The sequence below is a fragment of the Roseateles sp. P4_D2 genome, assembly GCF_056401875.1.
Window position 1 is genome coordinate 185,398 of sequence record NZ_JBFUIM010000001.1, and the last position, 20,636, is coordinate 206,033.

At 68.7% G+C, this 20,636-nt stretch carries 16 protein-coding genes; 14 read left to right on the plus strand and 2 right to left on the minus strand.

The window, feature by feature from the left end:
• Positions 1-92 precede the first annotated feature (92 nt).
• The 5 genes from AC1DW0_RS00820 to AC1DW0_RS00840 are packed head-to-tail and all read left to right on the plus strand — an operon-like array spanning position 93 to position 4,327.
• A complete protein-coding gene (locus tag AC1DW0_RS00820) occupies positions 93-533 on the plus strand; it encodes an acyl-CoA thioesterase (protein WP_477944487.1) in 441 nt (146 codons plus the stop codon).
• Positions 530-1,240 (plus strand): nitroreductase, encoded by a 711-nt coding sequence (locus AC1DW0_RS00825; protein WP_457321886.1) that lies wholly within the window; start codon positions 530-532, stop codon positions 1,238-1,240. The genes AC1DW0_RS00820 and AC1DW0_RS00825 overlap by 4 nt, the downstream gene beginning before the upstream one ends.
• Complete coding sequence (locus AC1DW0_RS00830; RefSeq protein ID WP_457321888.1) at positions 1,237-2,562, plus strand: sodium:proton antiporter; 1,326 nt, start codon at positions 1,237-1,239, stop codon at positions 2,560-2,562. Before AC1DW0_RS00825 ends, AC1DW0_RS00830 begins: the two co-directional genes overlap by 4 nt.
• Positions 2,550-3,536: a 2-hydroxyacid dehydrogenase gene (locus AC1DW0_RS00835; protein WP_477944490.1), complete on the plus strand. Its 987-nt coding sequence runs from the start codon at positions 2,550-2,552 to the stop codon at positions 3,534-3,536. The genes AC1DW0_RS00830 and AC1DW0_RS00835 overlap by 13 nt, the downstream gene beginning before the upstream one ends.
• On the plus strand, positions 3,533-4,327 hold the full coding sequence (locus tag AC1DW0_RS00840; RefSeq protein WP_477944492.1) for a hypothetical protein: 795 nt from the start codon (positions 3,533-3,535) through the stop codon (positions 4,325-4,327). The genes AC1DW0_RS00835 and AC1DW0_RS00840 overlap by 4 nt, the downstream gene beginning before the upstream one ends.
• Here the strand turns inward: AC1DW0_RS00840 and AC1DW0_RS00845 are convergent.
• Complete coding sequence (locus AC1DW0_RS00845) at positions 4,319-5,833, minus strand: FAD-binding oxidoreductase (RefSeq protein ID WP_477944494.1); 1,515 nt, start codon at positions 5,831-5,833, stop codon at positions 4,319-4,321. The two genes, AC1DW0_RS00840 and AC1DW0_RS00845, sit on opposite strands and share 9 nt — an antisense overlap.
• A gap of 101 nt (positions 5,834-5,934) precedes the next feature.
• Between AC1DW0_RS00845 and AC1DW0_RS00850 the strand changes: the two genes are divergently transcribed.
• From AC1DW0_RS00850 to AC1DW0_RS00890, 9 genes are all read left to right on the plus strand, one after another.
• Entirely contained in the window at positions 5,935-7,314 is a 1,380-nt protein-coding gene (locus tag AC1DW0_RS00850; RefSeq protein WP_477944915.1) for a DNA recombination protein RmuC, read from the plus strand.
• Complete coding sequence (locus AC1DW0_RS00855; protein ID WP_056194955.1) at positions 7,311-8,486, plus strand: MFS transporter; 1,176 nt, start codon at positions 7,311-7,313, stop codon at positions 8,484-8,486. Before AC1DW0_RS00850 ends, AC1DW0_RS00855 begins: the two co-directional genes overlap by 4 nt.
• Before the next feature lie 55 nt (positions 8,487-8,541).
• Positions 8,542-11,559, plus strand: a complete 3,018-nt coding sequence (locus AC1DW0_RS00860) for a CHAT domain-containing protein (RefSeq protein ID WP_477944496.1) — start codon at positions 8,542-8,544, stop codon at positions 11,557-11,559.
• Positions 11,560-11,571: 12 nt separating this feature from the next.
• The gene (locus AC1DW0_RS00865; RefSeq protein WP_457321902.1) at positions 11,572-12,183 is read left to right on the plus strand and encodes a FecR family protein; all 612 of its coding nucleotides are present in this window, start codon (positions 11,572-11,574) and stop codon (positions 12,181-12,183) included.
• Positions 12,180-15,143, plus strand: coding sequence for an EAL domain-containing protein (locus AC1DW0_RS00870; protein WP_457356151.1), 2,964 nt, complete (start codon positions 12,180-12,182; stop codon positions 15,141-15,143). Before AC1DW0_RS00865 ends, AC1DW0_RS00870 begins: the two co-directional genes overlap by 4 nt.
• 186 nt (positions 15,144-15,329) lie before the next feature.
• The gene (locus AC1DW0_RS00875) at positions 15,330-15,941 is read left to right on the plus strand and encodes a hypothetical protein (RefSeq protein WP_477944498.1); all 612 of its coding nucleotides are present in this window, start codon (positions 15,330-15,332) and stop codon (positions 15,939-15,941) included.
• 212 nt (positions 15,942-16,153) lie between these two features.
• Complete coding sequence (locus AC1DW0_RS00880) at positions 16,154-17,365, plus strand: SGNH/GDSL hydrolase family protein (RefSeq protein ID WP_056194967.1); 1,212 nt, start codon at positions 16,154-16,156, stop codon at positions 17,363-17,365.
• Between the two features lie 332 nt (positions 17,366-17,697).
• Positions 17,698-17,829, plus strand: a complete 132-nt coding sequence (locus AC1DW0_RS00885) for a hypothetical protein (protein WP_268795242.1) — start codon at positions 17,698-17,700, stop codon at positions 17,827-17,829.
• A gap of 252 nt (positions 17,830-18,081) precedes the next feature.
• On the plus strand, positions 18,082-19,104 hold the full coding sequence (locus AC1DW0_RS00890; RefSeq protein ID WP_477944501.1) for a sensor histidine kinase: 1,023 nt from the start codon (positions 18,082-18,084) through the stop codon (positions 19,102-19,104).
• A gap of 67 nt (positions 19,105-19,171) precedes the next feature.
• On the opposite strand, the gene AC1DW0_RS00895 is transcribed toward AC1DW0_RS00890, so the two are convergent.
• Positions 19,172-20,590, minus strand: coding sequence for an esterase/lipase family protein (locus tag AC1DW0_RS00895; protein ID WP_162247751.1), 1,419 nt, complete (start codon positions 20,588-20,590; stop codon positions 19,172-19,174).
• Between the last annotated feature and the right edge of the window lie 46 nt (positions 20,591-20,636).

The following is a 20,636-nucleotide window of genomic DNA, read 5'->3' on the forward strand; positions in this document are numbered from 1 at the left end:
GTGTCGCTCCGGAAAAACAGATCGTGCAAGTGCATAAGCCGCAATCAGCCCCGTAAAGCGGGCTCGGCGGACGTGCATGGAAGAATGCCGCCATGACGACCCGTCCCCAGCCCGACGCGCGCGACGCCTACCCCCGCTTCGTGTCCCTGACCACACGGTGGATGGACAACGACGTCTATGGCCACTTGAACAACGTCGTCTACTACAGCCTCTTCGACACGGCGGTGAACAGCCTGCTCATCGAGGCCGGCGCGCTGGACATCCATGGCGGCGAGGTCATTGGCCTGGTCGTCGAGACGCATTGCAACTTCTTTGAGTCACTCGCCTTTCCGCAGCGCATCGAGGCCGGCGTGCGCGTGGCCCAGCAAGGACGCTCCAGCGTGCGCTACGAGATCGGCCTGTTCGCTGAAGGCGCCGCCGCGTGCGCAGCGCGGGGTCATTTCGTGCATGTCTACGTCGACCGCGTCAGCCGCCGCCCGGTGGCCGAGCTGCCGGCCTCCTATCTCCAAGCCTTGAAGACCCTGACGCCATGAGCCGTTTCGCCACGCCCACGCCCGAGCAGACCGCCGCGGTCGATGCCGCCATCAAGACCCGGCACTCGCTGCGCGCCTTCCTGCCGAAACCGGTGCCGCGCGCGACCATCGAGGACATTCTTGAGGTCGCCTCCTGGGCGCCCTCTGGCACCAACACCCAGCCGTGGCAGGTGCATGTGATGACGGGTGCGGCGTTGACGCGCGTGGCCGGCCGCATCCAGGCCGCCTACCTCGACCCCGAGCAGAACGCCGGCCACAAGGAGGAATACGCCTACTACCCCACCGAATGGCGCAGCCCCTACATCGACCGCCGCCGCAAGGTGGGCTGGGATCTCTACGGGCTGCTGGGCATCGCCAAGACCGACAAGTCGCGCATGCAGCACCAGCATGGCCGCAATTTCATCTTCTTCGACGCGCCGGTCGGCCTGATGTTCACCATCGACCGCGTCATGCAGCAGGGTTCGTGGCTGGACTACGGCATGTTCCTGCAGAACATCATGGTGGCGGCCCGTGCGCGCGGCCTGCACACCTGCCCGCAGGCCGCGTTCACGCAGTTCCACCGCGTCATCGCCGAGGAGTTGCAATTGAGCGATGAGCAGATGGTGGTCTGCGGCATGTCCATGGGCTATGCCGACCCGGATGCCATCGAGAACAGCCTCGTCACCGAGCGCGCGCCGGTGGCCGAGTTCACGCGCTTCATCGAATGAGTTTCTCCGGCGCCGAACTCGGCCTGACCTGGGCCGCGCCGTTCGCGGGCCTGCTGTTGTCGATTGCCGTCATGCCGTTGGCCGCGCCGGCCTTCTGGCACCACCACTTCGGCAAGATCGCCGCGGGCTGGACGCTGGCCTTGCTGATCCCGTTTGCGCTCGCATTCGGGGCGGCAGAGACCGGCGGCGTGCTGGTGCACACGCTGGTCGAGGAATACCTGCCTTTCACCATCCTGCTCGGCGCGCTGTACACGACGGCCGGCGGCATCTTCATCCGCGGCAATCTGCATGGCAGCCCGACGCTCAACTCGGGCCTGATGCTGCTGGGCGCCGCACTGGCCAGCTTCATGGGCACGACGGGCGCCTCCATGTTGCTGATCCGCCCGCTGATCCGCGCCAACGACAACCGCCGCCACAACGCCCATGTCGTCGTCTTCTTCATCTTCATCGTCAGCAACGTCGGCGGGTCGCTGACGCCGCTGGGCGACCCGCCGCTCTTTCTCGGCTTCCTGCAGGGCGTCAGCTTCTTCTGGACGGCCGGGCAACTGTGGCAGGAAACGCTGTTCCTGCTCGCTGCGCTGCTCGCCGTGTTCTGGGGCATCGACGCCTGGCTCTACCGCAAGGAAGGCATCACGCCCGCTGACCCGACACCCGACGCGCCCCGGCTGGGTCTGGAAGGCGTCATCAACCTGCTGCCGCTCGTCGTGGCCATCGGCCTGGTGCTGATGAGCGGTACCTGGAAGCCGGGCATCGTCTTCGACCTCTGGGGCACGCCGCTGCCGTTGCAAGCCCTGGTGCGCGACGTGGGCCTCGTCGTCGTGACGTTCGCGTCGCTGTGGCTGACACCGGCCGGTGTGCGCGAGAAGAACCAGTTCAGCTGGGCGCCGATGCAGGAAGTGGCCAAGCTCTTCATCGCCATCTTCCTGACCATGGTGCCCGTCATCGCCATGCTCAAGGCCGGCCCGGCCGGTGTGTTCGCGTCGCTGGCCGCCATGCTCGATTCGCCGATGGCCTATTTCTGGCTGACGGGCGGCCTGTCTTCGGTGCTGGACAACGCGCCGACCTATCTCGCCTTCTTCAACCTCGCCGGCGGCAATGCAGCCCAGCTGATGAATGAAGGTGCATCGCTGCTGGCGGCCATCTCAGGCGGCGCCGTCTTCATGGGCGCGATGACCTATATCGGCAACGCGCCCAATTTCATGGTCAAGGCCATTGCCGAGGAGCGAGGTGTCAAGATGCCGAGCTTTGGTGGCTATCTGCTCTGGTCTTGCGCGGTGCTGCTGCCGCTTCTCTTCGTGATGGGCTGGATATGGATGCGATGAAGAAAGTCCTGATCGCGCGCAGGGCGCCAGCGGCCGTCGTTGAAAAACTCGCGGCCCAATTCGACGTGGACTTCCATCAGGGCGAGGCGCCGCTGACCCCCGACGAGTTGCGCGCCCGTCTGCAAGGCAAGGTCGGCGCTTACATCACCGGCACCGAGCGCATCACCGCCGAGCTGCTTGATGCCTGCCCCGATCTGCGCGCCGTCTGCACGATGAGCGTGGGCTACAACCACATCGACCTGGCCGCTTGCACGGTGCGCCGTGTCCTCGTCACCAACACGCCCGATGTGCTGACCGAATCGACGGCCGACTTCGGCTTTGCGCTGCTGATGGCCACGGCCCGGCGCATGAGCGAGGGCGAGCGCCTGCTGCGCGACGGGCGCTGGAAGAGCTGGGCCTGGGACTTCCTGGCCGGCTCCGACGTGCATGGCGCCACGCTGGGCATCCTCGGCATGGGCCGCATCGGCCAGGCCATTGCGCGGCGTGGCCGCTTCGGCTTCGGCATGAAGGTGATCTATCACAACCGTTCGCGGCTGCCGGCCGACATCGAGGCTGAACTTGGCGCAAGCTATCTGACCAAGGAAGCGCTGCTGCGCCAGGCCGATCACCTCATCCTCGTGCTGCCTTATTCGGCCGAGTCCCACCACTGCATCGCCGCGCCCGAGCTGGCGCTGATGAAGCCGACGGCCACTCTCGTCAACATCGCCCGCGGCGGCATCGTCGACGAAGATGCGCTGGCCGCGGCACTGCGCGAGAACCGCATCGCCGCTGCCGGCCTTGATGTCTTCGAAGGCGAACCGCGTGTGAATCCGGCGTTGCTGACGCTGCCCAACGTCGTCCTCACGCCGCACATCGCCAGCGCCACCATGCCCACCCGCCTGGCCATGGCAGACCTGGCTGCCGACAACCTCGTCGCCGCGCTGACCGGTGCCAAGCCCCTCACGCCGCTGAACCCTGAAGTCATTCCCGCATGAACCGCCGCCTGATCTGCCTGCTTTCCTTGCTGCCCGCGCTGGCTTTCGGCCAGTCCGTCAAGAACAAGGGCGCGCCGCCGCCGCCCGCGCCCGTCGTGGAAGACAAGACGCCGCGAGACCCCAACAAGTTCGCAGTCCTGTCCCTGCTGGGTGACAACGTGCAGCTCATCTCCTTGAGCCCGGCGCGTGGCGACACGGTGCAGTCGGGCGACTGGACGTCCACGCCCACCGGTGGCCTGGACAACGCGGTGCTACAGGCCTTGAACGGTGCCATCACGGCCTCGGCCAAAGGTCGCGAGGTCAAGCTGTACACCTCGACCACGCGCAGCCTGTTCGGCGACCCGGCTCACCTGTTCGTTGACGGCAGGCTCAGCCTGCCTGGCAAGCTCGGCGACGCGGTGCGCCAGAGCGGCGCGGCCCAGCTGCTGCTGGTCACGCGCAGCCGCCAGGAGCCGGCCCTGGCCGCGGCCTTGCCGGGCCGCATCCTTGCGACCCTGGAAGGCCCGGGCTTTGTGCTGGACCAGCGCCCCAGCGGCCAGATCAGCTTCGATGGCCAGGGCGCCCTGCCGGTGTTCGCGTCCTATGTATCCATCCGCGTCGCGCTGATCGACCTCAGCGATCTCAAGCTCAGGCGCGAGCAGTCGCTCGCCGTGGCGGCACGCCTGCCGGTGGACCGCGAGGCCGCTGCCAACCCCTGGGCCGCGACGACGGCCGAGCAGCGCGTGAAGGCGCTGGAGGCCCTCATCGAGGCCGAACTCCCGCGCGCCGTGGCCTCTCTCGTCTCACCCTAGGTCCGGCACAGCCTTGAACACCCCGGCCGGGTCGTAGGCCTGCTTGACCTGGCGCAGCCGCGCGAGGTTGGCGCCGAAATAGGCCTCGGCCGGCCTGGCCAGCAGGCCGTCCAGATAGTTCACATAGGCACCGCCGCTGCTCCAGGCCTGCATCGTCGTGCGCATGCCGTGTGTCCAGGCCGCTGCCTCGTCCAGCGTCGCAGCCGCTGCGCTGACCGGAAACTCGGCCAGGTATTGGGCGCTGAAGAGGGCGCGGCGGTGCGCGAAGGCCGTCGCATCGGGCGCGACGCGAGCGATGGCGCCGCCCATCAGGTTGAGCAGCACGGCACCGGCGCGGCCGCTGTCACGACGCTGTTGCAGGGCCTGGCCCAGGGCGGTGACGCCGGTGGCATCCAGCGCGTTGTCGAAATAGTCCGAGCTGGCCGCCATGGCCACGCGGCCCAGCTGGCCGTTGGCGTTCTGGCTCGGCAGATGGCATTGGGCGCGGCTCAGCGCCGCGCAGCTGCCGAGCATGACGTCCCGGTAGCTGCGCGCCTGCAGCGTGGCGTCCAGCGGCATGCGGCCGATGCGGGCGAGCAGGGCGCTCCAGTGCGGCTGCACGGTGGCCGCGTCGCCGATGGCGATGCCCCACAGATAAGCCCCCTGGCCTGACAGCGCGAGCTGGGACCAGACCGTGTCTGGCAGGGTCTGTGGCCAGGCCTGCCAGGCCGCCAGGACGGCCGGCAGTTCGCTGAGCGCGAAGCTCGCGCCGAACTGTGTCAACGGCGCGACGGCGTGGGTCTGGAAAGTCAGCGACGTGACCAAGGCGACCTGGCCACCGCCACCGCCACGCAGGGCCCAGAAGAGATCGGGCCGCAGCGTGTCGCTGCATTCGAGCTGCTCGCCGTTGGCCGTGATGACGCGGGCCGATAGCAGCGCGTCGCAGGTCAGGCCATAGGCGCGGTCCAGCACGCCGATGCCGCCGCCCAGTGTGATGCCGGCGATGCCGACGCTGACGCAGCTCCCCGAGGGGATGCAACGGCCGGCGGTGATGAGGCTGTCGTAGACGTCGGTGAGCTTGGCGCCGGCGCCCACGGTGGCGCGCTCCCCGTCCAGTTGCACACCGTCCATGGCGCCCACGTCGATGATCAGGCCGCTGCCGGTGCTGGCTCCGAGATAGCTGTGGCCGCCACTGCGGCCCGTGAAGACGAGCTTTTGCTGCTTGGCGAAGGCCAGGGCCGAGGCGACATCGGCGGCGCTCGCGCAGCGCGCGACGGCCAGAGGCAGCTGGCTGTCGTAGCGGGCGTTTGCGCCGCGGCGCAGGCGGTCGAAGTCGGCTTGCGCGGGCAGCACCAGTTGGCCCTGCAGCTGGCGCGAGAGGCCGTCCCAGTCCAGCCCCGCCGGTGGGGCAGGCGCCGGCGCAGGAGAGGGCGCAGGTGCCGAATTCCCACCGCCGCCGCAGCCGGCCAGTCCGCCGCTCAACGCCGCCGCGCCGCCCAACCCGAGAACAAAACGTCGTCGCTCCATCGCCCGCCTGATAATGCCAATAAAAGACCAGATGCTCGACTCTACGCGATACCAATAAGATACCAATGAAAGCGATTGCGCGCCGGGCGACAATGGCCCGCATGAGCCTGTTCGACGTGTTGATGCTGGGCCTGCTGGCCCTGGTTTTGGTCCTGCTGGTGTTGATCTGGGCTCGCCAGAAACCGCAAACCGGCGTGGCGCCCGAGCTGCTGCAGAGCAACGAGCGGCTGGAGCGCGAACTGCGCGACGAGCTGGGCCGCAGCGCCAGCGGCACGCGCCAGGAACTGGTGCAAGGCCTTGCCCAATTCCAGCAGGTGCTGACGCAGGGATTGCAGGGCAGCAACCAGTCCCTCGCGCAGCAGGCACTTGCCGCGCGCGAGGCCCAGGACGCCGCCGCGCAGCGCAGTGCGCTGGCGCAGGGCGAGTCCATGCAGCGCCTGACCGATGCAATGCTCGAGCAGCTCAAGGCCATGTCCACCAGCAACGAACAGCGCATGGCCGAGCTGCGCCATACCGTTGAGTTGCGCCTGACCAGCATCCAGCAGGACAACGAGAAGAAGCTCGAGCAGATGCGAGCGACGGTGGACGAGAAGCTGCACGCGACGCTGGAGCAGCGCCTGGGCGAGAGCTTCAAGCAGGTGGCCGAACGCCTGGAGCAGGTGCACAAGGGCCTGGGCGAGATGCAGAACCTGGCCCGCGACGTGGGCTCGCTGAACCGCGTGCTGACCAACGTGAAGACGCGCGGCATCTTTGGCGAAGTGCAACTGGCGGGCCTGCTGGAGCAGGTTTTCACGCCGGAACAGTACGCAGCCAACGTGGCGACGCTGCCCGGCTCGTCCGAACGCGTGGAGTTTGCGATCAAGCTGCCCGGCCAGCGCGACGATGGCCAGCCACTCTGGCTTCCCATCGACGCCAAGTTCCCGCGCGAGGACTACGAGCGCCTGCTCGACGCCCAGGAAAAGGGCGACCCCGTGGCCGCCGAAGCCTCGGCCAAGGCCATCGAAATGCGCCTGCGGATGGAGGCGCGCACCATCCGCGAGAAATACATCGCGCCGCCGCATACAACCGACTTCGGCATCCTCTTCGTGCCCACCGAGGGCCTGTACGCCGAGGCCCTGCGCCGCCCGGGTCTGATGGAGAGCCTGCAGCGCGAACACAAGGTCATGCTCTGCGGCCCCACCACCTTGCTGGCCACGCTGACCAGCCTGCAGATGGGCTTTCGCACGCTGGCGCTGGAGAAACGCTCGGCTGAGGTCTGGGAAGTGCTGGGAGCGGTCAAGACCGAGTTCGGCAAGTTCGGCGAGGTGCTGGCCAAGACGAAGAAGAAGCTCGAAGAGGCCAGCAACACCATCGATCTGGCCGAGACCCGCACGCGCCAGATGACGCGCAAGCTCAAGAGCGTCGAGGCGCTGCCCGACGACGCAGCCCAGCGCATGTTGCAGCTCGACAAGCTCGTTGAGCTCGGCGAGGACGCCGAGTGACCGACTCCGCCCCAGCGGGGAAGAAGGCCAATCTGCGCCACGCCTTCGTGTGGCTGATCGCCACGATGATCTGCGTGCATGCCTGCATGGCCACCACGCGCGTGACCGCCAGCCTGTGGGTGTTGAACCGGGGCTATGGTGAAGCCTCGGTCGGCCTGCTGCTCAGCCTGTTTGCCGTCGCGCCCATCGTGCTGTCGCTGTGGGCCGGGCGGCTGGCGGACCGACACGGCTTTCATCGGCCCGTGGGTGTGGGTGTGCTGATGGCCGGCTGCGGCGCGCTGCTGGCGTTGGCCGTGCAGCAGCTCTGGGCCATCGCCGTCGGCTGCCTGCTGTGTGGCGGTGCGGTCGCCGTCGCGGCCGTGGCGCTGCAGCGCGAGGCCGGGTTGATGGCCGACGAGCCGGGCGAGCTCAAGCGCATCTTCAGCTGGATGGCCCTGGGCCCGGCCCTGTCCAACGCGCTGGCGCCGGTGATTGCCGGGATTCTCATCGATCAGTTCGGCATGACGGCTGCCTTCGGCTTCGCGACGCTGCTGCCGCTGCTGGCCTGGGGTTTTGCGCAGAAGGTACCGCGCCATCAGCCCGAGCCACTGACCAAGAGCTTTCGCGAGCGCGCCGCCTGGCAGTTGTTCCGGCTGCCGGCCTTTCGCCGCCTCATCCTCGTCAACCTGGTGCTGTCGGCCTGCTGGGATGCGCACAGCTTCGTCGTGCCCGTGGTGGGCCATGCGCGCGGCCTGTCGGCAGTCAGCATCGGCATCGTGCTGGGCAGCTTCGCTGCCGCGGCCACCTGCGTGCGTCTGGCCATCGTGCGCTTCGCCGACGAACTGGACGAGGTCAAGGCCCTGCGCACGGCCATGGTGGTCGCAATGCTGACCTTCATGGCCTACGCCTGGCTGCCGGGCACCGTTGGTCTGATGTGCGGCTCCGCTTTGCTGGGCGTGGCGCTGGGCTCGGTGCAGCCCATGATCATGGCCATGCTGCACCATGTGACGCCGCCCGGTCGCCATGGCCAGGCGCTGGGCCTGCGCATGTTGACGGTCAACGGTGCGACGGTGGCCATGCCCGCCGGCTTCGGCATCCTCGCCGCGGCCACTGCCCTGGTAGCGCCGATGTGGCTGATGGCCTCGCTGTTGCTTGTGGCCCAGCTGCCGGCCAGACATCTGCGTCAGCAATAGCTCTCTGGCGCCGGTTGGCGCAAGCCCCCTAGCATCCGGCACTGGAGGTGGGGCGATGAGATTTCTGATCTGGCTTGCCGGTCTGCTGTTGGCTGCATCCACGGCGGTAGCGCAGGTGGAGGATGACGACGGCGAGGCGCTCGTCGTCATGGCTCAGTCCGAAGCCCAGGCTCTGCTCGCTGAAGTGCTGCCGGCCGAACCCGCGGCGCGCTACGCGCTGCTGCAGCGCCAGGCTCGTGCCGCCCAGGCGCTGGAGCAGCGCGGCAAGTACGTCGAGCTGCTGCGCGAGCTGGCCACCTTGGGCCGCAGCCAGCCCGGCGGCGAGATCTGGATCCGCCAATACCTGAGCGCCGAATTCATCTGGGGCAGCTCGGGCCAATCCCTGGCTGCGGCGGATGCCTTTGCCAGCGACACGACGTTGTCACCAACCGCGCGTGCCGAGGCCGCGCTGCGCCAAGTCTATGCGCTGTCCCAGGCGCGTGACCGCTCAGTGCTGGAGCGCATGTGGTCGCGCGCTCAAGGCCTCGTCAAGCAGGCCCAGGCGGCCCTCGGTGACGGCGACCCCGCTGCGACGCTGAGGCTGCGCGTGCAGCATCTGCAGGTGCGCTCCGAGATCGAGCGCTGGGACGGGCGCCTGGCCGATGCGGTGGCCACGATGCGGGAGGCTGTGCGCCTGGCGCAGAAGGGCGTGGAGGACGCGCGCAGACTCCCCGGTGGAGGCCAGCGGCCGCTGCGCGACCCCGCCGTGCAGGACGCCTATGGCTGGTACGACGGCTCGCAAGGCATGCTGGTCTATGCCCTGGTGCGACACGGCCGCGCCCCCGAGGCCATCCAGATTGCCCAGGGCAATCTGGCGCTGTGGCGGGCCGGCCAACTGAGTGATGCGTTGGGTGCGCGCTGGAGCTACCGCCTTGGCCAGGCTCAGGTGGCTGCGCGGCAATATGCCGCCGCGCTGGAGAACGCCCAGCGCGCCGACGACATGCTGCAGCGCTCGGGCGCCAGTGCCGCCAGCCACACCCGCTGGCTGGCGCGCCAGGAGCAGGTGAGGGCGCTGATCGGCCTGCGCCGCTGGCCCGAGGCCGATGCCTTCTACCGCGACTTCCTGGCCAGCCTGCCCGCCGACAGCCTGGCCAAGGACCGCGCCAGCGACTGGCGGCTGCGCGCGTTGCTGGCCGCCAAGAACGGCCGCTTCGACGAGGCCTTGGACGCCGTCGAGCGCGTATTGCGCTATCGCCAGCGCCTTTACGGCGAGACCCATCCGCAGACGCAGGAGGCCAGCGGCGTGCGCGCCTTGGTGCGCATGCTCAAGGGCGATATGGCCGGCGCCTGGAGCGACTACCAGCCGCTGTTCACGGCCCTGCTGGACAACCCTGGCGGCTGGCAGGACCTGGACCTCAACGGCGCGCGTGGCTTCGTGCTGGGCCTGGCGTTTGACGAGTTCCTGCGCGAGATCGGCGCGCGAGCCCTGCGCGGCGAGGCGTTGGAGCCGGCCTGGACCGACCGCGCCATGCAGGTGGCCGACCGCCTGCAGGCCGGCGCCGCCCATCGCGCGCTGACCGACGCCACGGCACGCCTGCTGGCCGCGACGCCAGCCCTGCGCGCGCTGCTGGAGGACGAGGCCAACCTGCGCGCCGCCGCCAGCTCGCGCAACGGTGCACTTGCCACCCAGCTGGGTGAGGAGGACCGTGTGCGCCGGCGCAACAGCAGCGAGGAGACCAAGGCCGAGCTCAAGGCCCTGCCCGACGCCGAACGCAAGAAGAGGCAGAAGGCCCTGGCCGATGAACTCGCCGCCGTGCGCGAGCAGGTGCGCCAGGGCCGGGAGCAGGCCCAGGCCGCGCGTGAGGTCTTGAACGCCCAGCGCGAACGCGTCGCCAAGGCCTACCCGGCCTATGCCGACCTCGTCACGCCTGCACTTCCGCCGCCCGCAGCGCTGCAAAAGCTGATGTCGCCCGGCGAGGCCCTGCTCGTCGTGCAGCCGCTGGAGGGGGCGACGCTGGCCTGGTGGGTCACGCCCGGCGCGCCGACGCGCTTTGCCGCGTCCAGCATCGGCGCGGCCGGCTGGGCCGACAAGGTGGTGCAGATCCGCACGGCGCTGGACCTGAGCAGTGGCCGCCCGCCCGCGCTGCCAGCGGCGGCCCTGCATGAAGTCTGGCGCGAACTCATCGCGCCGCTGCAGCCCGGTGCCGATGTGAAGAGCCTGCTTGTCGCCGCCGACGGTGCGCTGGCGGCCCTTCCGTTTGCGGCCGTGCTGACCACACCCGAGCCCAGCGCCTTCGTTGCCCGCCGCATGGCCGTCACCCAACTGCCCTCGGCCGGCGCACTGTTCGCGCTGCGCCGCGCTGCCGCGCCGGCGCTGGCAGCCAAGCCGCTGTTCGGCGTCGGTGACCCGCAGTTCAAGTCCAACGCAAAAACCACGATCCCTGCCGGCCGCGCCGCGTTGAACAGCAGCGCCACCAGGTACGACGCCGCCTGGGGTTTCAGCTATGGCGACATCCCGCCGCTGCCCGAAACCCGCACCGAGCTGACGGCGCTGGCCAAGGCCCTGGGCGCCAACCCGCACACCGATCTGCTGCTCGGCGCCGCCGCCACGCGCGAGGCGGTGCTGGCCGCGCCCCTGCAGGACCGCCGCGTCGTTGCCTTCGCCACGCATGGGCTGATGCCCGGCGAGCTGCCAGGCGTGTCCAAGCCCGCGCTCGCATTGGCGCCTGGCCCCGACGCCACGGCCTCGCCGCTGCTCGAACTCGACGACGTGTTGACCTTGCGCCTGAACGCGCAGGCCGTGCTGCTGTCGGCCTGCAACACGGCAGCGGGCGAGCAGGGCGGGGCGGCCATGTCGGGCCTGGTGCGCGGCTTCTTCTTCGCCGGCAGCCGCTCGGTGCTGGCCACGCATTGGGCGGTAGAGACCTCATCCGCCGCGGTGCTGACGGCCGCCACCTTCTCGGCCAAGGCGCCGCGGGCCGAGGCGCTGCGCCTGGCTCAAGTGGGGATGATCGAGGGAACTCTCGGTGGCGGGCGCTGGACGCATCCGTTCTACTGGGCGGGATACGCCTTGTTCGGCGATCCATCTCGATAGGAGTTTGAAGAAATGCGTTTGCTGGTGTTGTGCCTGTCCCTGCTGAGTTCAGCCGCCTTGGCCCAGCAGGCCTGCGAGGTCATGGCCGTCAGCGGCGAGGCCCAGCGCGTCGATGGCAAGGCGCTGGCGGTGGGCGACAAGCTCGACGTCGGCACGACGCTGCGAACCGGCGCGGCCGGCCGCGTGCGGCTGAAGTTCGTCGACGGTTCCGTCGTTGTGCTGGCCGACAAGAGCCAGCTGCGCATCGAGGCCTTCAGCGTGGCGCCTGCCCAACCGCGGGCCGCCGAGTTGCTGTTGGAAACGGGCCTGATCGGCCAGCGCGTGACGCCGTCGGGCGGCGGCAGCTGGCGCGTGCGCACGCCCACCGCCGTGACCGCCGTGCGCGGCACCGAGTTCAGCGTCGAGGTCGGCGACGACCGCGCGACCGCCGTGCTGGTGAAGACCGGCGAGGTCGACGTCGAGCCTGCCGGCCCGCAGACCCGCGGCATCAAGCCACGCTACCCGGTGCGCCTGCAGAAGAAGCTCAACGGCACGCATTGCGATGGCAGCCAGTGCGTGGCGGCCATGGCTTGGGCGGCCGACAAGGTCGCTCGCGTCGAACAGCGGCTGGGGTCGCTGGATTGAGATCCCGTATCGGCTATGTGCTGATCGGCCTGGCGGCGGCCCTGCTGGGCCTGGCGATGCTGGCCTGGCGTGCCGACGTGCCTGTGCTGGAACGCCCCGACCAATGGGCGTTGGACTGGCAGACGCGCTGGCGCGGTGAACTGGCGCCGGGCACCGAATTGCCGTTGCTGCTGGTGCGCGTGGACGACGCCGCGCTGGAAGCCCTGGGCGGGCGCGTGCCCGACCGTGCCGAGATGGCGCGTGCCGTGCAGGCCCTGCAGGCGGGCGGCGCGCGCGCCGTGGCGCTGGACATCCTGCTGCTGCCCGGCGGCGGCACGCCCGAAGGCAGCGCCGCCCTGGCCGCGGCGATGAAAGCCTGCACTTGCGCCCTCATTCCCTTCTCCCTGCCCGATGACGGCAAGGCCGACGCCGCCGCGGCGCCTGCGCCCGTGCTGGCTCAGGCCCTGCTGCGCTATGACGACGAAGCGGCCTTGGCGCGCAGCGAGGGCTACTACCGGCCGCGCCGCCTCGTCGCCCCGGAGGCCGTCCTGGCCGAGGCCGCCGCAGCCCTGGGCCACATCAGCGTGCGGCCGGAACCCGACGGCAGCATGCGCCGCGACCTGCCGCTGCTGCGCCTGAACGGCGAGGTCTATCCCTCCCTGCCGCTGCGCCTGGCCGCCTTCGCGCGCGGTGTCGACTGGCCTGCAGCCCGAGCCCGCTTCGGCGCGGAATTCACCGCCGGCAAGGGGCTGCAGTTCCGCCTGGACGAGCTGTCGCGCCTCGGGGTGAATTACTACGGCCCCGGTGGCCCGGCCAGCAGCTTTGACAGCGTGGGTTTTGCCGAGCTGCTGGCCGGCCGCGTCGAGCCGGCGCGGCTGCAAGGGCGCGTGGTGGTCCTGGGCGTGTCGGCCCTGGCCGCCGGCGACCACGTGCCCACGCCCTTCGACGCCCGCCTGCCGGGCATGGAGAGGATCGCCACCGTCACCGACAACCTGCTGACGGGCCGCAGCCTGGTGCGTCCGGCCTGGGGCGGCGCGGCCGAACTGGCCGCCGTCTTCCTGCTGCCCTTTGCCGCCGTGGCGCTGCTCGCCCGCCGCTCCCTGGGTGTCGCCTTGGCCGCCATCGTGTTGGGCACGCTGGCCCTGCTGGCCGGCGTGCAGTGGGCCTTCGAGAGCCACTACTTCGTCTTCGCAGTGGCGCCGCCGCTGCTGGCCCTGGCCATCGCGACGCTGGGCGGCAGCGCACTGCGTGCCGGCATCGAGCAGGGCCGGCGCCGGGTGGCCGCGCGCCAGCTCGCCGCGAGCGAGCAGCGCTATGCCTTGGCGGCCCAGGGCGCCAACGACGGCCTGTGGGACTGGGACCTGACGACGGGCGAGGTCTATTACTCACCGCGCTGGCTGGCGCTGATGGGCCTGTCTGCCGCCGAGGCCGGCCATGCCATCCAGGCGTGGACGCAGCCCCTGGAGCCTGCCATGCGCCACGCCTTCGAGGCCGAGCTGCAGGCGCATCTGGACGGGCAGAGCCTGCAGTTCCACCAGGTGCTGCATTTCCATCAGGGTGGCCAGGAGCGCTGGCTGCTGGCGCGCGGCCTGGCCGTGCGCGAGGGTGAAGGAAAGAGCGGCAAGCCGGTGCGCATGGCCGGCTCGCTGACCGACATCTCCGAGAGCCAGCGCCTGCAGCAGCAGATCAGCTTCGACGCCCTGCACGACCGCCTCACCGGGCTGGCCAACCGCGTGCTGTTCCGCGAGCAGCTGACGCAGCTGCTGTCCGGCGTGCTGGCGCCCGAGACCGGCCTGCTGCTGCTCGGCCTGGATGGTTTCCGGGCCCTGAACGAGACCCATGGGCCCGTCGTCGGCGATACCGTGCTGACCGAGCTGGCCAGCCGCCTCAAATCGAATTTCGGAGCGCGTCATCTCGTGGCGCGCATGGGCCCCGACCAGTTCGCACTGCTGCTGGCCGGTGGCGACAGCGCGGCCGACTTGGGCCGCCGCGTGCAGGCCCTGCTGCAGTCGCCCTTCAATGTCGCGACACCCATGCTGCAGCTCACCGCCGGCATCGCCTGGGCCCAGCGCCGCCATGGCCCGGCCACGGCCGACGAGCTGCTGACGGCGGCTGAAGGGGCGCTCGCTCGCGCCAAGGCTGGCGGCCCTGGCCAGACGCATGAGTTCGATCCGGCCGAGCAGCTCGTCGAACAATCGCGCCGCTGGCTGCGCGACGCCATCGACGCAGCCCTGGCCAGCGGCACGCAGTTCGAGCTGCACTACCAGCCCTTTGTGCGGCTGTCGGACCGCGCCCTGCTCGGCTTCGAAGCGCTGATCCGCTGGCGCCATCCCGAGCGCGGGCTGATCATGCCGGGCGACTTCATCCCCGTGGCCGAGGCCAGCGGCCAGATCTGCGCCATCGGCCGCTGGGCCCTGCTGGAGGCCGCGGGCCAGCTGCGACGCTGGCAGCCGCTGGGCTTCACCGGCGAGGTGGCCGTCAACCTGTCCGGCGTGCAGCTGGAGCGCGACCTGGAACTGCTGGCCGACGCCCGCGCCACGCTCGCGGCGCTGGGCGACGTGCCCACGCACCGACTCAAGCTCGAAGTCACCGAGAGCATGGCCATGGCCAACCCGCAGCGCAGCGCCGAGGTTCTGCAGGAGCTGGCGCGCATGGGCTTCAAGCTCAGCATTGACGACTTCGGCACCGGCTACTCATCACTGGCCTATCTGCATCGCTTCCCCTTCGACACGCTGAAGGTCGACCGCAGCTTCGTCATCCGCCTGGCCGCCGGCCGCGAGGCCCAGGAGATCGTCCGCACCATCGTCGGCCTGGCGCTGGCGCTGGGCAAGCAGACGCTGGCCGAGGGCGTCGAGGACGAAAAGCAGGCTGCGCTGCTTGAGCAGCTCGGCGTGCAGGTGGGGCAGGGCTGGTTGTTCGCCAAGGCGCTGCCGCAGGCGCAGGCGACGGAGGCGATCAGGAGCGCGCCGTGGCGGCGGTAGTGGCAGCTGGGCCTATGACTGGGGGTTGCCGCTCTGATCGGAAATTTGATGACTGTTTAGCTCCGGCAGATTTGGGAGAAGACTTCAATGAATCAAGCGCTTGCACCTTTCAAATCGCGTCGATCTAGGGTGCAGCCTGCATGCCTAAGAGGCACTGACGGTCTGTCGAGAATGCGCTAGCCGCTCATGAGCGGTAGCACTTGGCAGTTCTGTGCTTCAGTCGACAGTTCGCGCGCGAGCACGCTTCACTCCTACCTCAGCTTCGATGCCGTTGTCGGGCTCCTCGAATCGGCATTGGTCGAAGGTTTCTGCTGGGAGCAATTCTCTGGGCAAGCCATCCGCGGCTGTCATCGTGCCTCCTTCCTGATCCGCGTTTCCGAGGTTGCCTACGATGCGTTCTTCAACTCACCAGCCGGCTATCGGGGGCAGTACGCCCGGTCCGTAGCTGCTGGCGAGGCTGCGAACAGGAGGTTGCTCGTGCAGTTCGAAGCACGGTTACTCGCCTACTCCGAAACTCGCTCGCAGATCGCTCAGTCCGTCATCCGCGACTCGCTTCGTGGAACACAAGCGAAGGTGTGGATCCGCGAGACCGAAGTTGAAGCACAACTCGGCAGTACCTTGTCGGCGATCACGTACGCCCCGTGGGAGCAAGCATCTGAAAGTGGCGTCGGCCTGCTCGCTCCCGTCGGTTCGCTGTTGGAGGTCAAAGGGGGTTGGGTCGCGCCAAGTGGTGAGGAACGGTTCAACCCAGGTAAGTCAGGCCGCAGCGCAGACATTCCTCAAACAGGCTTTTCGTAGCTTCGAACGTTGAGCGACTGCATCGAACAGATCAGTCTGTATGCGGCTGAAATTGGCGCCCCCGTATGTGCCGACGAAGTCGCGAGTGACGGCGGTGATGCCATCGCGCACTCCTCCGCTCAAACTTGTAAGTCAGCGTCGCCCATTACGAACGGAAAGGTCGCGGCCGATGGGCAGAATCGGCGCCTTTCTTGAAGCCGGGAATGATTGAAATGCGTGTGAAACATCTGCTCGCCGGCCTGCTGGCACTCTGCTGCGCGGCCAGCGCCGTCGCCGCCGACCCGCATTGGGTGACTGGCTGGGCGGCCGCACCGGACTCGCCCGGCCCGTCGCTGCAGCCGCAGACGATACGCCAGGTCGTGCGCAGCAGCGTCGCCGGTACGCAGGTGCGCATACGCCTGTCCAATCTGTTCGGCAGCGCGCCGCTGAACCTCGGACCGGTCCATCTGGCGCTGCACGCCGCCGGCTCGGCCATCCAACCGGGCAGCGATCGGGCACTCAGCTTCCAAAAGCTGCCGACGGTGACGATCGCCCCCGGCGACAGCGTCCTGAGCGATCCGGTTGAGCTGCGCGTGGCCGCGCTGCAGCAGCTGGCGCTGAGCCTGTATCTGCCGCAGGAGACCGGACCATCGACGCTGCATGGCGCGGCGCTGCAGACCGCCTGGCTGTGGCCGGGCGAGGACGCCGGCGCGGCGACGCTGTTCCCGGCCGGCGCGACCACCGACGACAGCCGCTACTTCGTCACCGATCTGGAGGTGAGCGCCGCCGCCCCGGCACGCACCTTGGTGGTGGTAGGTGACTCCATCACCGATGGTGTCGGCTCGGCCGACGACCGCAATGCGCGCTGGCCGGATTTCCTGGCCGCGCGTCTGCAGGGCGACCCGCAGCTGGCGACTATCGGCGTGGCCAATGCGGGCATCGCCGGCAACCGCATCCTCAACGACGGGCGCGCTCCCTTCGTCGGCCCGAGCGTGCTGGCGCGCTTCGAGCGCGATGCGCTGAGCAAGCCGGGCGTGCGCTGGATCGTGCTGATGCAGGGCATCAATGACATCACCGCGGCGAAGGCGCCGGCAACACCGCAGGACGACGTCAGCGCGCAGCAGATCATCGCCGGCATGCGCGACCTGATTGCAAAAGCGCATGCGAGCGGCCTGAAGATCTGGGGCGCGACGCTGCTGCCCTGCGGCGAGGCCAAGGGGTTGTTGCGCCCGACGCCGCAGAGCGAGGCCAAGCGCCAGGCGGTCAACCGCTGGATCAGAACCGCCGGCGCCTTCGATGCGCTGCTCGACTTCGACCGCCTGCTGCGCGACCCGGCCCGGCCCGATCAGCTGCTGCCGGCCTTCGACAGCGGCGATCATCTGCATCCCAACGAAGTCGGCTACCAGGCGATGGCCGCTGCCGTCGATCTGCGCTGGTTGAAGTGATCAGCCGGCGAGAGCGCTGCTGATCGCCATGCGGGCGCGCCCGCCCTGTTTGGCCTGGTACCGCGCGCATCGCCAAAATCTTCCCCAAACTCAGGCAACTCGTTGCCATCGGGCGGCACCCTCAGGGTGCGGGGCTACAGAGGTAAGGTCACGGATTCAGGAAACTGCCTTCCTCGGCGACACCGGCAGCAGTACAGCGCCGCTGTCAGCGACCGCCTGGAATCTGCAGATGCTTCAGGTGTCCGTGCGCCGCCGCACCGACACCAGCGCTCCCAATGTCTAAAAGCAAGACCTTGCGACGCGCTGTGCTCGCTCCCTCAACGAAAGATCCCATGTCCAAAGGTCAACGCGGCAACAAGGAACAGAAGAAAGCGAAGAAGGCCCATGCGCCAGCGCCTGTGATTCCCGCCACCTCGGCTGAGAAGGCTGCGGAGGCGATTTCTGTCGCTCCGCGCAAGAAATAGGCTTGGCAACAGGCCGGCCGTCCGCACCGGGCAGGAGAACCTGCAGGTGATGATGGCTTTCGGCCGCCAGCTGACGGGCTTTGCGGGCATCGTCCTTGTTGTCAGCAATCCGCGACGCAGGTGATGACCGAGGCTGGGTTGGAAACGCACCGTTGGTGCGGCAGCGCACGGAACGCCGCTGGGGCTTCGGGAATGCTTGTGCCGTCGATATAGCGGCTGCTCACCATGAACTCGCAACACCCTCCATTCGGCATGACGGTCGCGCCCCAGGGCGCGGCGATCCTGACCGGCACGCACGGCTCATTTGGCTCGCACGTCGGTTGGCGGGATGTGACGGGTGATCCGGGGCCCGACCCCCACGCGCAGGCCTCCGAGCTGTGGCAGCAAGCCGTCCATGACCTGCGCGGCAAGCTCAGCGTGGTCACGGCGGTCACTGCGCTGTTGCAGAAGCCGCGCAGCGACTTGCGCCGTTTGGAATTGATGGCCGTGCTGGATCGCAACGTTGCCGGCCTGCGAGAGCTGCTGAACGGCGTGGCCGACCTGGCCCGGCTCGACACCCAGCAGGAACGACCGGTGATTCGCACGGTGGACGTCGCCAAGGCGCTCGACGACATGTGCAACAACCTGCGCGTCGTGGCGAATTCGCGCGGGCTGAGCCTGGAGATCAGCGGCCCGGCGAGCCTCGTCGCGGAGAGCGACCCGCTGATGGTGGCGCGCATTGCGCAGAACCTGATGCTTAACGCGATCCAGTACACGCGCGCCGCTGGCGTGGTGCTGACCTACGGCCACTGTGGCGCTGGGGAGGCTGGCCACTGGTACTTCGATGTCGGAGACGCCGGCCGCGAGCTGTGCAGCGGTGGACCCATCGGGCTCATCCGAACAGCGGGCGCGTCCGCAATCGCGGCTTCCGGCGAGGGCATCGGCCTGTCCATCGTCGCCCGCCTGTGCAGGCTGCTGGGCGGAACGATGGAGATCACGAGTGCTGTCGGAGCCGGCCGCGTCACCCGCATCAAGTTGCCCCGGCGCTACGTTGGTGCGCTGCAAGAGCTGATGATTGCTACCGTCGCGCGCAGTGGCGTCCCGGCTGCAGGCCTATGGGCTCCCGCGGCATTGCAAGCCGGCCAGCCGCAGCAGCTTCCCTTGCTGCCCGCGGTTCCTGCAAAGCCGGCGCGCTTCGCTGCATGCAATGTTTCGACATTGCCTCAGTCACGCTCAAATCATCTGGATCTCAGCAACGCCGTCGCGCCGCACTCAGTGCCATACAGCGTCGGCTGACTCGCGCCGAACTCAAGCGCGCACCGTAGCCGCGCCAGGCCGCGGGCGCGGCGGTTCCGGTTTGGTGTCAGGTGCAGGTCTTTGGCTGGGCCGGCAGGATCAGCAGCCCACGGATTCGACCCCGGCGCGCGCCCGTGGCGTCGTTTTGCACCGAGCCAAAGATGACGACCTGTTCACCGCTGCTGCGCTGTTCAAGCACCAGCACGATGTCGGAATCCTGTGCGTAACCGGCGGAGACCCAGGCCTGCCGGAGTTCCGTCAGTTGGCCGTCCGCGCGGTATCGATCCAGGGTGCCGAGCCGACCTACCCAGGCGGGCGCCAGTTCCTCCGGGTTTGCGGCGAACAGCTTGACGAACTCGAGTGCGAACGCCCGGCCTGGGAGCCGCTCGAAGGATCGAGTCATCAGTGCCGGCTGGCCGAGGTTGGACGGAAGGACGAATCTGTCGGACCAGGTGTCAGACTGGTAAAGCGCCTCCTGCACGACCGTGGGCGCCGCGTCGAGATTGAACTCGCTGGCCCTCAGCCTGGCCAGTGTTTGCAGCATGGCCTGGCCATCGGGCGTGTTGACCTCGCTGCTCGGATAGGTCTTGGGAATTGCGTCGCCTGCGCAGGACAGGAAGTAGCGCTTCAGATAGCGGTGCGGCGTGTCCTGCAGCGACACCGGCTTGACCATGCTGCTGTGGTCGAACTGCTCCAGCACATCGACGCCGTCAGGTCGACGCTGGCATAGCGCGGTCGCACTGTCTTTGGGCACCACCAGCACCCCGCCGCCCAGAGCGGAGGCAAAGGAAAAGAAGCCCATCTTCTGCCCCTCCGCCAGGCAGTACCAGTGAAACGGCCAGGCGACTTTCTGCCACTGGTCGATCAGGGCCTGCTGGTGGCCGTCGGGCCTCATGCCGGCGAACTGGAGGCTGTCGGAGACGTAGCTCGCCACGTTGGCAATGTCGGCGCCCGTCGCCGGCGTGCCGAAGAAACTGACGAGCTTGATGCGGCGGAGCTTGTCGCGCATGTCCTCCTTGGCATGCATGCGTAGCAGCATCTGGGCCGTGACCAGGCCGCCCATGCTGTGCGCCACGATCGTGATGTGGGCGTGGTCCAGCACGCCGTCGTTCTGCAGGTCCTTGCGCAGCTGCTCGGCGACCTTGTCGACTTCGGGGCTGCTGCCCAGCAGTTGGGTGTCGTAGCGGTAGAGGTAGATGTTGCTGTTGTCGAAGGCAGGTTCGGCCCTCAGCAGGCAGGGCCAGGACTGATCTTCCTTGCCGCTCCAGGCGGTCCTGGCGCTGCTGAGCACACCGTGGACAAACACCACGACCGAGGTCCGGCTCGGGTCCTTGCCGCCCAGGAATGCCGGCCCTTCGATGGGCAGGCAGGGTGCAGGCGCCGCTGCCTGTGCTAACGCCGGGACGGCGCAGCCAAGGCAAGCCACGACAGCAAGCACCAGCCCGCGGACTGTGGAATAGAAAACAAGGCGTTGAATGGTGCGCATTTCGAGTCCTCCGCATGCCAGCAGGCTCAGCCCACAGGACGGCCCT

Bases quoted from the DNA above. Each gene is read 5' to 3' on its own strand.
- AC1DW0_RS00880 (WP_056194967.1), top strand. From the start codon at position 16,154: ATGCGTGTGAAACATCTGCTCGCCGGCCTGCTGGCACTCTGCTGCGCG.
- AC1DW0_RS00875 (WP_477944498.1), top strand. From the start codon at position 15,330: ATGAGCGGTAGCACTTGGCAGTTCTGTGCTTCAGTCGACAGTTCGCGC.
- AC1DW0_RS00840 (WP_477944492.1), top strand. From the start codon at position 3,533: ATGAACCGCCGCCTGATCTGCCTGCTTTCCTTGCTGCCCGCGCTGGCT.
- AC1DW0_RS00845 (WP_477944494.1), bottom strand. From the start codon at position 5,833: ATGGAGCGACGACGTTTTGTTCTCGGGTTGGGCGGCGCGGCGGCGTTG.
- AC1DW0_RS00895 (WP_162247751.1), bottom strand. From the start codon at position 20,590: ATGCGCACCATTCAACGCCTTGTTTTCTATTCCACAGTCCGCGGGCTG.
- AC1DW0_RS00865 (WP_457321902.1), top strand. From the start codon at position 11,572: ATGCGTTTGCTGGTGTTGTGCCTGTCCCTGCTGAGTTCAGCCGCCTTG.
- AC1DW0_RS00835 (WP_477944490.1), top strand. From the start codon at position 2,550: ATGGATGCGATGAAGAAAGTCCTGATCGCGCGCAGGGCGCCAGCGGCC.
- AC1DW0_RS00885 (WP_268795242.1), top strand. From the start codon at position 17,698: ATGTCCAAAGGTCAACGCGGCAACAAGGAACAGAAGAAAGCGAAGAAG.
- AC1DW0_RS00830 (WP_457321888.1), top strand. From the start codon at position 1,237: ATGAGTTTCTCCGGCGCCGAACTCGGCCTGACCTGGGCCGCGCCGTTC.
- AC1DW0_RS00825 (WP_457321886.1), top strand. From the start codon at position 530: ATGAGCCGTTTCGCCACGCCCACGCCCGAGCAGACCGCCGCGGTCGAT.
- AC1DW0_RS00860 (WP_477944496.1), top strand. From the start codon at position 8,542: ATGAGATTTCTGATCTGGCTTGCCGGTCTGCTGTTGGCTGCATCCACG.
- AC1DW0_RS00890 (WP_477944501.1), top strand. From the start codon at position 18,082: ATGACGGTCGCGCCCCAGGGCGCGGCGATCCTGACCGGCACGCACGGC.
- AC1DW0_RS00850 (WP_477944915.1), top strand. From the start codon at position 5,935: ATGAGCCTGTTCGACGTGTTGATGCTGGGCCTGCTGGCCCTGGTTTTG.
- AC1DW0_RS00820 (WP_477944487.1), top strand. From the start codon at position 93: ATGACGACCCGTCCCCAGCCCGACGCGCGCGACGCCTACCCCCGCTTC.